Origin of the sequence: Rhizobium sp. P38BS-XIX (genome assembly GCF_012641435.1) — a bacterium.
Lineage (GTDB): Bacteria > Pseudomonadota > Alphaproteobacteria > Rhizobiales > Rhizobiaceae > Rhizobium.
In genome coordinates this window covers 158937-171345 of the sequence record NZ_JABAIJ010000008.1, presented here as the reverse complement: position 1 = coordinate 171345, position 12409 = coordinate 158937, and the positions used below count along the sequence as shown (strand labels likewise).

Below are 12409 nucleotides of genomic sequence, written 5' to 3'. Positions count from 1 at the left end.
ACCCAGTGCATGCTCTAGTCTTTTACGGGCGCAGCCTTTTGGGAGTACGACTGAGCAGTGTGACTTCCCTGATGCTCGCAACTCCAAGCAACCTCATGAGGATCCGACCGAGGCCCACGCCCATTCCACCGTGCGGTGGGCAACCGAACCGAAAGAAGTTCAAATAGTCTGACAGGCTTTCCAGATCTAACCCGCGCTCCTTGGCTTGCGCCACCAGGCGATCATAGCGATGTTCGCGTTGCGCGCCGGTCGTGACTTCCAATCCGCGCCAGAGCAGGTCGAAGCCATTGGTGAGGTCTGATCGATCCCTCTGCCGCATGTGATAAAACGCCCGGCCTCTGGCAGGATAGTCGGTAATGAAAAGGAATTCGTGCCCCGTTGTCGCCGCCATGTGTTCGGATAGAAGACGCTCGCTTTCGGCGTCGAGATCATCGCGCCGCGACGGCTCATGGCCAAGTTCCGCAAGGATTTCGAGAGCCTTGGCAAAAGTCAGCTTCGGGAACGGCATGGTTGGCGGGGTGATGGTGACACCGAAAAGCGCCTCGATGTCAGAGCCATGAACATCTGCTACCACGCCGATAGCATGCGCCAACCAGCGTTCTTCGAAGTCCATCAATTCATGATGGTCCTCGATCCAGGCCATCTCCATGTCAATCGAGGTGAATTCGGTTTCGTGGCGTGACGTGAACGAGGGCTCGGCGCGAAAGGCCGGGCCGATTTCGAAGACTTTTTCCATGCCGCCAGCAATGGCCATCTGCTTGTAAAACTGTGGCGACTGGGCAAGAAAAGCCTTTGTACCAAAGTATTTAACGCTGAAAACTTCCGAGCCGGATTCGCTGAATGTCCCCATCAACTTCGGCGAGTGGATTTCTCGGAAACCGTGCTGCTTCCAAAATCCACGCATAGCCTCCTCCAGCGTCGTTTGCACAGAAAATGCCAGTTGCTGCTCGGGGTAACGCAGGCTCACCTGCCGGTGGTCGATCCATTTATCAAGGCCGGACTCGTGTACGATCGGCAATTGGTTGTCGGCCCTTCCGCAGATTTCCGCGGTTTCCACCAAGACTTCCAGGCCACCAAGTTTGACGGCAGGAGCCGCGACGACTGTTCCGGTGATCATGACAGCACTCTCGGGTGTGAGACCATCGAGGGCGGCTGTGACGGCAACATTGCCCTTGCTCTGGGTAAGCTGAACTTTCCCTGTCGGATCACGCAGAACAATGAACCGCATACGCTTCTGATCGCGAACGGTTTCTGCGAAGCCGTAGAGCTTGACTCGCTTGCCAATGCTGAAGGGAAGATCGGCAACAAGAGAGCGGGGTAACGATGATACAGGGGACATGACTTTCTCCGGTAAAAACGCCGGACGGAGAAGCCAAGACATGCAGCCCTTCCGAAACCGGCAGGGCTGTGGTGATCAATGAGCTACGTCAGTATGCGCACACGACATCCACGACCCCGGAGGGGCCGTTATTATTGATTGCTGTGTGTGATTGTTTGCTCATATGGCAGATTTACTCACAATGCTGAGGCTCGGTAAAGCAAAAATTCCACGCTTGGCAGCTTTGGGGCCACTCCACACACCTTCGCCCACCGGCAACTGGGCCAGGAGTTTGGCAGCAAGCCTCTGGAAGAGGCATTCGTTGCGGCGTTATCCGTGATCCGGCCTCAAGAGCGCTTGCAACCCGGCAAGCTGGTAACGCCAGAAGGTCGCAAAAGCCTGCTGAATGGCGGATGGCTGTTCATATGTTGCCAGAATGTCGCCAACCATATCCACCGTGCGGGCGAAAACCTTGTGAAGCACGAAACGGACGGTCTCAGGCACCTGTTGCGCACCGTGTATCTGCTGGATATACCGCGTGGCGAGCCGTTGCATCTCTGTGATCACGAGGTCGCGGACATGCCCGAAGCGTGTGCCCTCGGCACCGCGTAAAAGGATGAGTACGGCAAGACGGTTGTCCACCCAGAAGGAAAGCAAAGCACGAGCCGAGGCTGATCCCGCCGCATCCGCTTTGCTCCAATCTTCGAGCCGGCCTATATCGCGGATGCGGGCCCGCAGCCGCCGTAGCAGTTCGGCCGCGATCGAAACGGTGACAATCTCATCGAACATCGCCTCCTTGTTCTCGAAATACTTATAAATGTTTCCTGTGCTGATATCCGCACGTTGCGCCACATCGGAAAGCTTGGTGGCAGCATAGCCACGATCCGCAAATACGCTGGCTGCTGCCTCAATGATCCGCGTACGAACCTCTTCCTTCAAACGTTGAGCCAACGGAGCCTCTCTTGTAAATCCAGCAGGCGGGGCATCCATGGATTTGCTTCCTCGAGCTCCAAGGCAAGAGAAAAAAGCAGCTCGTCGCGGTCTTTTGCAGCCGCAAAGTGGCAACCGATCGGCATGTCGCTATCCGTCATGAAGAGGGGGACTGACATGGCCGGCCAGCCAGCGAGAGACGCAACGACAGTATAGCTTGCAAGCCGTGCGATCATGGCATCGATTTCTGCCGGCGCGTGGTCCGGACCATGCCGACCGAGAGGAAATGCGGAAAAACCGATCGTCGGGCAAAGCAGCACATCGAAGCCCTCCATAGCGTCGTTGGCAGCTGCCGTCGCGGCCTCCAACACTTTGGTGCAAGCAACAATATCCTCATGGGTCAAAGTTTGCGCACGAGACGCGAGATCGAGCGTGTAGGGTTCCAGAAGCGATGGATCAAAGGCCGGCCCCATCGCGTTACGAGCCTGCGCGAGCAGGGAGTTGATCGCAAACCCGGTCAGCGCAAAATAGGCTTTGCCGTTCGCCTTTGCATTCATCCGAGGGCCATCGATCTCGCGCACGTCGTGGCCAAGGTGTCTACACAGCGCAGCCGCCTTATTGGTTATCGTTTCGACGCCGGGGGCAGGGGATTGCCCGAATGTGTCACGGTGGTAAACACCGATTTTAAGCCGCTTTGCCCGCGGGAGCGTGGCGATATCTGCTGGGGCTAAGCCAGCCGAAATGTCGGGCTTTTGTGTTGCGAGCAGCCAGTTGTAGCTGTCGCGAACCGAACGACTGACGCAATGTTCACTTATCAATCTGGTGGTTGGTAGGTCCGGCGGCATCCCATTGCTGACGGTTCGGCCACGGCTCGGCTTGAAACCGAAGAGCCCTGTAAAAGAGGACGGCCCGCGTATTGAGCCACCGCCGTCAGATGCATGCGCGACCGGCACCATGCCTACGGCCACGGCGGCGACCGCGCCTCCGGACGAGCCGCCCGGCGATAGCGATCTGTCCCAGGGATTGCGCGTCGCTCCATTGGCAAGACTTTCGGTCGTACCGATCAGACCGAATTCGGATGTTGCACTCTTCCCCAGGGTTACAAGTCCTGCAGCATCCAGCGATGCGGTGTAGGCAGAGCCTTCATTCGCTCGCAGGCCGGCAAATAACCGCGACCCGTAACTGACTGTATGGCCAGGATACGCCGTCAGGTCCTTGATCAAGGTGGGCACGCCGGCAAAGACGCCACCTGTCGGGACCGTGCGTGCTCTCTCGCGGGCGAGGTCAAAGTCATGGGACGCGATCGCATTGACCAACGGGTTGAGATGCTCGATGCGATCGATCGCAGCTTCTGTTAGCTCGATTGCTTTGATGTCTCCATTGCGCACAAGCTTTGCCTGCGCGGTCGCATCCAGATGCGCGAATTCGTCATAATGGTGTGGCGTCAACGAGCGTTCCAAAATACCGCCTCCAATAATAGTGAATAATGAATTCACTATTATCTACGCCAATGTCAAGAAGTTATCGTTCGCACGGGATTTCTGGACAGGCAGGCGAGCACCGATTTTGACTGGGAGACACCGAACTCTGGTACGCGATCGTTTCGATCCGCAAGCAACCGTAAACGTTGCGACAAAACCGGTGACGGGCGCGCCCGTTTATCGACCGACAGCTTTCAGCAGGCCCGTTTGAGCAAAAGTCTCGCGAAGACGCTCATCGACACCGATGTAGGAATCGAGCATCAGCGCGAGCTTTTTCGAAATGAGCGGCACACTTTCTGCCAGCTTTATCAGGCGTCCCGGATCGGAAAAGGCGATTTCGGCATAGGTGTTGAAATCATTTTCTGAGGTCGTCGCGCCATAGGCGGAAAGGAAGCCGGTTTCCACTGGCGGTGCGGTCTGGCCATTGCGCGCAATCTGATCAGTCGCACTGTTTTGAAATTGCCAGTCGGCCGGCTCGAGAGCGGTGAAGGCGCGCTGCAGGGCATCGTTGCGCAGCCAGATGAAGGAACTCGTTTCGTGGTGTACGCCAAGCTCTGCAGTCAACCGACGCGCCTCGGCCGATACGTTGGAGGGTGCGGCGAGAAATATCCAGTCTAGCCCATAAGTACCGCCAGCCTCGGCGCCGTCGATCAAGATCTTGCCAGCGATGAAGATCGCCTTGATGATCCGGCCGAGACATTGTTCTGGATAGGCTTCGAAAGCCTTGGCGATACCGTGCAGCGAGTCCTTTACGACGGTGCGGTCGGCCGGGCTCAACGTGACACCCTCTACCGGCGCATCAGCGGGCAGATAGGGCGCGACGAAGAAGGTCGAGGGATCGCCAAAGCCGATCGTCAGACCCTGTTGCCGACCAAGCTTGGCCGCATACGCATCAGGATCGACGATGGTATCTTCTTTCGGTGTCGACCGGCCGAGAAGGTAGGAACCGCTCCCGGCCAGAACCACCGCTGCGCCAAGTAGAAGGCGCCGTGAGACGATCAATGTGCCAGCCCGACCCGGGCACCGACGTGCACGGCGGCTGGAACCACTGCACGTGGCAGGGCTGTGGTGGCCGCACCGCGAAGCATCGTCAGGCCGCGCGTCAATGAGGCGCCGGCGGCGGCAAAGGAGGCCGGATCATCCGCAACGCCGACGCCGCCGGAGAAGAAATCCTCGACCAGGGTCCCGACGACGATGACGCCAGCGCCAATAACGAGGCCGGTGCCAATGACACGACCCCAGTTGGTCCCTTCCTCGGGCTCGCGGACACTCACGGGGTTACGCACGGCCTGAGGTGAGGGCGCGGACGGAGGAATGTGAGCCTTTGGCGTAATCAGAATGACGAAGGCGACACTCATGGCAACATAGTGGAACGGGCCGATCCTGCCTTGCAGCTTGGGGAAGCGGACCTCGGCGCGCAGCTTCGGGATCGGGCTGCTGGAGCTGAATTCGACGCCAACTGCGGTGGCCGCCGCATTCGGCGTTGTGCTCTGGCTGACCAGCATGGAGCGAACGGTCACTTCTTTTTTCTTCGAGTCATAGATGAAGCGCGTGTCGCCGACGAGCTGACCGAAGGCAACGTTGGCCTGCTGCGAGATCTGTGTTTCCAGTCGCCCGCCGTTGCTCACGTAGGTTGCCGGATAGCGCTTGTCGGTCATCAGGACGACATCGCCGGTTATGCGGAACTCGATCGTCGCCGTCGGGGTTTCGATCACGGGCATCGTCAGATCGTTCAAGCGGTACTTGATCGAGATCGGCGAATAGACGTGCGGCAATTCCTTTTTCAGCTCCGTAGCCGGGCTGTCGGTACGGAGCGGCTGCGGCGAGGGAGAATGCGGCGCCTGCGCGGGGGCGGACGCCGAGGGACTATGATGCTGCGGCGTATGATGCTTATGCTGATGGCCTTTGCCGCCATGCTCGCGCTGACCCGGCAGAACGGGAATGAGAATTGTGCGGCCGGCATGGATCAGATCGGGATCGGGAATTGCGTGGCCGGTGGCACGAATGACGTCGCGGCGGTTGTTATAACGCCAAATCCGCGGCCATTGCGCGCCATGGCCGAGATATTCGTGGGCAATCGACCAGAGCGTGTCGCCCGACTTGATTTGATATCGCGTGCCGATCATCAATTTCCCCCCATATGTTGCTTAACGGAATAGCACATTTGTCTGGAACATCCCTCAATGCCGTAGCAGCTCTTCGCTATGGTCATGTGACATTACTAATCAAGTTCGCCGTTATAAGTAGCGGCGGTGCGGCAAAAGGAAATGCGAGTCACGGGAATTTTCTGCTACTCACGGTTAGTGCAGTAGAACGACGGATCGCGGGCGTCGTTCTTTCCGATCCGAAACGGCAGAGCAGCGTAAGCGGTATCGCTTTCGCCAGCAATTTAGGGGCCTCCTGGGTCGTCCGATCCATGTTGCCCCTCACTGAGGGATGCGGTCGCCTTCTTGCCCCAATCGCGCAACGACAGAAGGGAGCAAGCCTGAATTGCAGAAATCTTTCGTTGCACGGATGCTAGCCGACCCCGCTACAGACGGGGTTTATCATTGGTGTTGATTGACCACCCTCCGCCCGGCAGCGTCGCTATCGAAATACAATCGATGTTCCGCGGGAAAGTCGAGGGCGATCAAGCTTCCCGCTTCGATGTCCTTGCCGGACCGCTGTTCGACCACAAGGTTCTGGCCGTCTTCGAGCGAGCAATAGATGTAGCGCGTTCCGCCGAGATACTCGAAAAATTCCACGCGTGCGGAGATCGCACGCGCGCCATCCGCTGCGATTGCGATGTGCTCCGGGCGAATGCCCATCATAAATTCCGTGCCTTCTAAAAGCTGCGAAGGCAGCCCCAGCCCGTCGAACTCGTTGCCTGCGATCTTGAAGCTCCTTCCTGCCTGGCCCACTGCCTTCAGAAAGTTCATCCGCGGCGAACCGATGAAGCCGGCGACGAAGACGTTCGAGGGATTTTCGTAAATTTCTCTTGGAGAGCCGGACTGCTCGACTTTTCCGTTGCGCAGAACGACGATCTTGTCAGCGAGCGTCATGGCCTCGGTCTGGTCATGCGTGACATAGATCATGGTGTTGCCGAGTTCCCGATGCAGGCGGGCGATCTCGATACGCATCGACACCCGGAGTTCTGCATCGAGATTGGAGAGCGGCTCGTCGAAAAGGAAGACATCCGGCTTGCGCACGATCGCCCGGCCGATGGCCACGCGCTGGCGCTGGCCGCCGGAAAGCTGTCCCGGCCGCCGCTCCAGGAGTTGGTCGATCTTGAGAATGGCCGCCGCCTGGTCGACGCGGCGGCTGATCTCGGCAGCGTCCGTTCGGGCCATCTTGAGCCCGAACGCCAGGTTTTCACGCACCGACATATGCGGATAAAGTGCGTAGCTCTGGAAGACCATTACGATGCCGCGATCGGAGGGATCGAGATCGGTGACATCCCGACCCTTGATGCTGATCTCTCCGTCGGTCACATCCTCCAGTCCCGCGATCATTCGCAGAAGCGTGGACTTGCCGCATCCGGAGGGGCCGACGAACACGACGAACTCTCCCTCCCGGATATCGAGGTCGATGCCATGGACGACAGGCAGATTTCCGTACGATTTCCTTATGTTCTTCAGGCAGACGCTTGCTTTATCCATCGGATTCTTCCCGTCTACTATTCGGACTGGAGCCACACCAGCATGCCGCCGGGATCGCGATTGTCCCAGAGATGATAGGGCACCAGCGTGACCGTCGCTGGCACCTGCTCTGGCGGACGCGAGCGATAAAGCGATCCGCCCCAGCCGGAGGAATCCTGCCTCGACACGTCAAGCTCGACCGCGACGGCGCCGTTCAGTCCATCGACCTCCTTGGTGCGGTGGCCCTGCAGGTTCTGCGGCACGAGGAATGCATTGAGATCGCCGCCATTGTCGGTCTCCTCGACGCAATAGATCAACGGACCGCGGGCAAGCGCAACGCGACCGACATCCTGTCGCACTCTCGGCGAGGCATATTGAGGGCGCAATTCCAGCGGCAGCGTCAGTTCGATGACATCGCCGGAGCTCCATGTGCGATTGAGGCGCGCATAACCGTCTATGACAGAAGAGCCAAGATCGACCGGGCTTGCGTTGACCCGCAGGCTCGCACCGTCAGCCCATTCCGGAATACGCAATGCGATCGCGAAATCTGATACGCCGTCGGCCGTGACTTCGATACGAATATCACCGTTCCACGGGTAGTTGGTGTGCTGGACCAGCTTTACGCTGCCGCCCGCGATCTTGGCCTTGACGCTGCTTTCGCCATAGAGATGCACCGCGATCTCCTTGTCGGCCACCGCGTACATGTAGGATCCGACCGATGCGACGAGGCGCGCGATATTCGGCGGGCAGCAGGGGCAGCGATGCCAAACCCAGCGGTGATGCTTACCCACGCTCTCCAGCGGATTGTCGTAGAAGAAGGTCTTGCCATCAAGCGCCAGTCCGGTCAGGGCGCCGTTGTAAAGGGCCCGTTCCATGACGTCGGCGTAGCGTCGATTTGGGCCGCGCCCCAGCATGCGACTTGCCCAGAACACCAGGCCCACCGAGGCGCAGGTCTCGGCATAGGCGGTGTCGTTCGGCAGGTCGTAGTAGTCGGTGAAGCCTTCGTTGATCGCGGCCGGCCCGATGCCGCCTGTCACGTACATCTGCTTGACGGTGAGGTCGTCCCAGAGCGTCTCCAGCGCGCTCGTCAGCGTGTCATCCTGGTATTCGGTCGCGATGTCGGCCATGCCGGAATACTGGTACATGGCGCGGACGGCGTGACCGACGACCTTGTCCTGTTCGCGAACGCGAAGATGCGCCTGGCTGTATTCATAGGTCTTGTGGACGTAGTCTTTCGGATCGCGTCCGCCTCGAAGCGCTTCCGCCGTGAAGAAATGCGGCTGCCGGCCCCTTTCATCGATGAAGAATTTCGACAGGTCGAGATATTTCTGCTCTCCGGTGACGCGGGCAACTTTCACAAGCGCAAGCTCGACCTCCTGATGCCCGCAATAGCCGGGGATCTGACCTTCGCCATGGCCGAAAACCTCGATCATGTGGTCGGCATAGCGGCACATGATGTCGAGCAGCTTGCGCTTTCCGGTCGCCTGATAATAGGCGACGGCCGCTTCCATCAAATGTCCGGCGCAGTAGAGTTCGTGATGGTCGCGAAGGTTTGTCCAGCGCTTGCCCGGCTGCACGCGCTGGAACCAGGCGTTTACATAACCGTCCTCCTGCTGCAGCTTTTCATACATGTCGATGATGGCGTCGGCGCGTGCCTCCAGCTCAGCGTTCGGCTTGCGATAGAGCGAGTAGGCGATCGTCTCGATCGATTTGCCGAGATCGGAATCCCAGAACATCTGCGTCGAGCCTGTCCACTTCTCGTCGATCGGAATGACGACACCGGGGCTCGGCTGGCTGACGTCGATTGCCTGGATCATTCCGGCCTTCTCGCAGCGGTCGAGCAGGATTGCCGCCGTCGAGTCGCATACGGCGTCCTGCCAATTCCCCCAGAAGCCGCCAAGTTCCACATCTGGAACGGCAACCGGACGAAACTGGCTCTTGTTTTGGGTCGTCATATCGAAATGTCTCCTTTGGATTACTTGACGGCGCCGGCCATGAGACCGCGCATGTAGAAGCGTTGCAGAAGCAGGAATACGAGCAGGCAGGGGATCACCATGACGACGACGCCCGCCTGTACGGCGCCCCAATCGACAGCCCCCATTCGCGAAACACGGACGGCCGTCATCAAGACCGGCAGCGTGAAGAGATCGTTGCTGGAGAGCAGTACGAGGGCGGCGAAGAACTCGTTCCAGGCGTTCAGGAAGGCGAAGATCGCAACCGTGACCACGCCTGGAAGCACCAGCGGAAAGAGCACACGCACAAGCAGGCCAAGATCCCGCGCGCCATCGATGCGAGCCGCTTCCTCGATTTCCTTCGGCACCGCGTCGAAGGCGTTGCGCATCATGAAGACCGAGAACGGCAGCTGCAGCGTTACGTAGACCAGTGTCAGGCCGAACAGCGAATTGTTCAGACCCATCTTCGACAGGATGATGAACAGTGGCGTCAGGATCGACTGGAACGGGATCATCAGCGTGGCGATGATAAGCACGAACAACGCGTTTTTCAGCGGAAACCGGTAACGCGAAAATCCATAGCCGGCGAGAAGGCTGATCACGACCGTCAACACCACCGTGGCAACGGAAACGATGACCGAGTTGAACATGTGATGCCAGATCCCGGCTCCGAACGTGTTCAGCGTGCGGTACGCATCGACGCTGAAGCCCGTATGCGGCCAGGGCGGCAGCGGCGGCTCTGCCGTCTCGCTGCGCGGCCGGAAGGACGCGAGCAGGATGACGGCAAACGGCGCCAGGAAAAACAGCACGACAGCCGCGCCGACGACGTGATATCCCGTTGCCGAACGCAACCTGCGCCGCATGCGTGATTGATTGCGGGTGCTCACGGACGATCCTCCCCGATCTTGAGAAACCACAGCTGGCCGACGCTGAGGGCAAGGAGAATGACTAGAAGCGCGATCGAAAGCGCTGCGCCATATCCGAGATTGAAGGACACGAAGGACTGATTGAAGATGTAGTAGACGATGGAGATCATCCGGTTTTGTGGACCACCGCTCGTCATAATGAAGAACTGGTCGAAGGCGAGGATCGAGCCGGTGACGGACAGGATGAGCGCCAACGCCATCGTGCGTCGCATCATCGGCAGCGTAAGGTAGCGAAATCGCTGCCAGGCGCTTGCGCCATCGATGCGGGCCGCCTCCGTCAGCTCCGAGGGAATGCCCTGAAGTCCCGTCAGAAGAATGATCATCGTGAAGCCCGCGATCTTCCAGACCACCATGACGATGATGGTAAGGAAGGCGGAATCGAAATCGGCAAGGAGGTTCTTCCTGCCTTGTGTCAGGCCGATCATTTCGAAGAGCGGCGAAAAGAGACCGCTATCGACATTGGCGAGCCACACCCAAAGCAGCGATGCCGACGCCAGGCCGATGACCACAGGAAGGAAGATGATCGTTCGGTAGACGGAGACGAATTTGCGCTGCCGATCGACAAAAAAAGCCAGCGGGAAGGCCACCGCAAATATGGCGATCGTCACCACCAGCGTATACTCGGCGGTGAAGCCGAGCGACGACCAGAAGCGCGTGTCGTGAAACATGCGAACATAGTTGTCCACGCCGATCCACCGCGGCGCGCCCATCAGCGGCCACCGATGAAGGCTCATCCACACCGTGAAGAGAAGCGGCAGCAGGAAGAATATCGTCACCAGGAAGATCGCCGGGGCGATGTAGGCAATACCACGCCAGCTCCCTCTTCGCCGCTTGCGACGCCGGGGAGACACGGAGATGATTTGAGACGTCATCTTTGATCTCGTCGTCTTGTGGAGGACTTGGAGGCCGGAAGTTTTGAACGCTTCCGGCCGAGAGCGTTACTGCGCGCTGTCGAGCATGGATTGCATGTCCGATTGGGCGTTCTTGAACGAGCCATCGACATCGTCGCCGAACATGACGGAGTTAATGAAGGTCGACCAAGGGCTGTTCGGGCTGTTGATCAGGTCGTTGAACTGAAGCGTGTATGGGGTCTTGGCGATCGCAATCGCGCTTGCAGCGATCTTCAGGCGGGCATCCTGTCCTTCGAGCACCTTGTCGGCGATGTCGGTGCGGGTCGGAAGGCTACCGTACTTTGCGAGGATCGATTGTCCCTGCTCCGAATAGACGAACTGGAGGAACTTCTGGATCTGGGCGACATGGGACGAACCCTTGGTGACGATGATGTTGTCGCCGCCCGCAAAGGACGAGGCCTTGCCATCGATACCGGGAATGAGCGTGACCCCGAAGTTGATCTCGGGATGCTGGGTGATCAGCTGACCGATCGCAAATGCCCCGAGGCCTTGCTGACCGATCTTGCCGCCGAGAAACTTGAGGAAGTCCACGCCGTTGTCGGTCGCGGCACTAGCAGGCACGGCGCCGGACTTCACCATCGAACGATAGTAGCCAACGGCCTTCCGCATCTGGGGAGTATCTAGTGTCGCGGTCTTTCCATCCTGCGAGAGGATGTCTGCGCCGGCTCCCCAGACGAGGGGTGTGAAGGTGAAGATCATGCACCCGCCACAGCCCCCGCCCGAAAAGTAGAAGCCGTAATCATCACCGCCGATCTTGCGGATCTTGTCGGCATTGGACGTGATTTCCTCCCAGCTCGTCGGAGCCTTGTCAGGATCGAGCCCGGCTTGCTTGTAGAGGTTCTTGTTCCACGCGAACACGGATGTCTCGACGAGCAGCGGAAGTCCGTAGACTTTGCCCTCGTAGGTACCCTGCTTGACGTGCGCCGGGGAAAGGGAATTGAAGTAGGGCAGGGACTTCGCGAAGTCGGTCATGTCCTGAAGCTGACCTGTCGCGGCAAACGACGGCGTATAGATGAGATCGATCGCGATCGCATCCGGTGCCTGGCCGCCCGCCACCGCGGTCGCGTATTTCTGTACCATCTGCTCGGCGGGAATTTCGGTCAGCTGCAGCTTATCGCTGCTCGTGGCGTTGAATTGATCGATGACGGCCTTGAAGGCCCCACCTCCGCTCCCCGATCGAACCCAAAGTGATATGGTGTCGGCAGACGCTGCTGACGATAGACATATCGACAGCAACGCGGTTGCTGCAAGCATTCTCTTGAGCATTACTTCCT

The 12409-nt window shown here is 58.9% G+C and carries 10 protein-coding genes; all 10 read right to left on the bottom strand.

Features of this window, described 5'->3' with window-relative positions; all coding sequences use genetic code 11:
• Window positions 1-22: 22 nt before the first annotated feature.
• Window positions 23-1381: an aspartate--tRNA(Asn) ligase gene (aspS, locus tag HGP17_RS24280; protein WP_246704188.1), complete on the bottom strand. Its 1359-nt coding sequence runs from the start codon at window positions 1379-1381 to the stop codon at window positions 23-25.
• Between the two features lie 267 nt (window positions 1382-1648).
• Complete coding sequence (locus tag HGP17_RS24275; protein WP_168813018.1) at window positions 1649-2269, bottom strand: helix-turn-helix domain-containing protein; 621 nt, start codon at window positions 2267-2269, stop codon at window positions 1649-1651.
• A complete protein-coding gene (locus HGP17_RS24270; protein ID WP_348648993.1) occupies window positions 2254-3636 on the bottom strand; it encodes an amidase family protein in 1383 nt (460 codons plus the stop codon). The genes HGP17_RS24275 and HGP17_RS24270 overlap by 16 nt, the downstream gene beginning before the upstream one ends.
• A gap of 270 nt (window positions 3637-3906) precedes the next feature.
• The gene (locus HGP17_RS24265; protein ID WP_168813017.1) at window positions 3907-4731 is read right to left on the bottom strand and encodes a hypothetical protein; all 825 of its coding nucleotides are present in this window, start codon (window positions 4729-4731) and stop codon (window positions 3907-3909) included.
• Window positions 4728-5855 (bottom strand): LysM domain-containing protein, encoded by a 1128-nt coding sequence (locus HGP17_RS24260; RefSeq protein WP_168813016.1) that lies wholly within the window; start codon window positions 5853-5855, stop codon window positions 4728-4730. Before HGP17_RS24260 ends, HGP17_RS24265 begins: the two co-directional genes overlap by 4 nt.
• A gap of 420 nt (window positions 5856-6275) precedes the next feature.
• Window positions 6276-7367, bottom strand: a complete 1092-nt coding sequence (gene ugpC, locus HGP17_RS24255; protein ID WP_168813015.1) for a sn-glycerol-3-phosphate ABC transporter ATP-binding protein UgpC — start codon at window positions 7365-7367, stop codon at window positions 6276-6278.
• 17 nt (window positions 7368-7384) lie between these two features.
• Window positions 7385-9301, bottom strand: a complete 1917-nt coding sequence (locus HGP17_RS24250) for a glycoside hydrolase family 127 protein (RefSeq protein WP_168813014.1) — start codon at window positions 9299-9301, stop codon at window positions 7385-7387.
• 20 nt (window positions 9302-9321) lie between these two features.
• Window positions 9322-10185: a carbohydrate ABC transporter permease gene (locus HGP17_RS24245; protein ID WP_168813013.1), complete on the bottom strand. Its 864-nt coding sequence runs from the start codon at window positions 10183-10185 to the stop codon at window positions 9322-9324.
• Window positions 10182-11096: a sugar ABC transporter permease gene (locus HGP17_RS24240; RefSeq protein WP_168813012.1), complete on the bottom strand. Its 915-nt coding sequence runs from the start codon at window positions 11094-11096 to the stop codon at window positions 10182-10184. Before HGP17_RS24240 ends, HGP17_RS24245 begins: the two co-directional genes overlap by 4 nt.
• A gap of 66 nt (window positions 11097-11162) precedes the next feature.
• Window positions 11163-12401, bottom strand: a complete 1239-nt coding sequence (locus HGP17_RS24235; RefSeq protein ID WP_168813011.1) for a sugar ABC transporter substrate-binding protein — start codon at window positions 12399-12401, stop codon at window positions 11163-11165.
• Window positions 12402-12409: the final 8 nt, after the last annotated feature.

What these genes read in the sequence shown, in the direction of transcription:
- aspS (WP_246704188.1), bottom strand. Translation starts at nt 1,381, where the DNA reads ATGTCTTGGCTTCTCCGTCCGGCGTTTTTACCGGAGAAAGTCATGTCC.
- HGP17_RS24260 (WP_168813016.1), bottom strand. Translation starts at nt 5,855, where the DNA reads ATGATCGGCACGCGATATCAAATCAAGTCGGGCGACACGCTCTGGTCG.
- HGP17_RS24240 (WP_168813012.1), bottom strand. Translation starts at nt 11,096, where the DNA reads ATGACGTCTCAAATCATCTCCGTGTCTCCCCGGCGTCGCAAGCGGCGA.
- HGP17_RS24250 (WP_168813014.1), bottom strand. Translation starts at nt 9,301, where the DNA reads ATGACGACCCAAAACAAGAGCCAGTTTCGTCCGGTTGCCGTTCCAGAT.
- HGP17_RS24235 (WP_168813011.1), bottom strand. Translation starts at nt 12,401, where the DNA reads ATGCTCAAGAGAATGCTTGCAGCAACCGCGTTGCTGTCGATATGTCTA.
- ugpC (WP_168813015.1), bottom strand. Translation starts at nt 7,367, where the DNA reads ATGGATAAAGCAAGCGTCTGCCTGAAGAACATAAGGAAATCGTACGGA.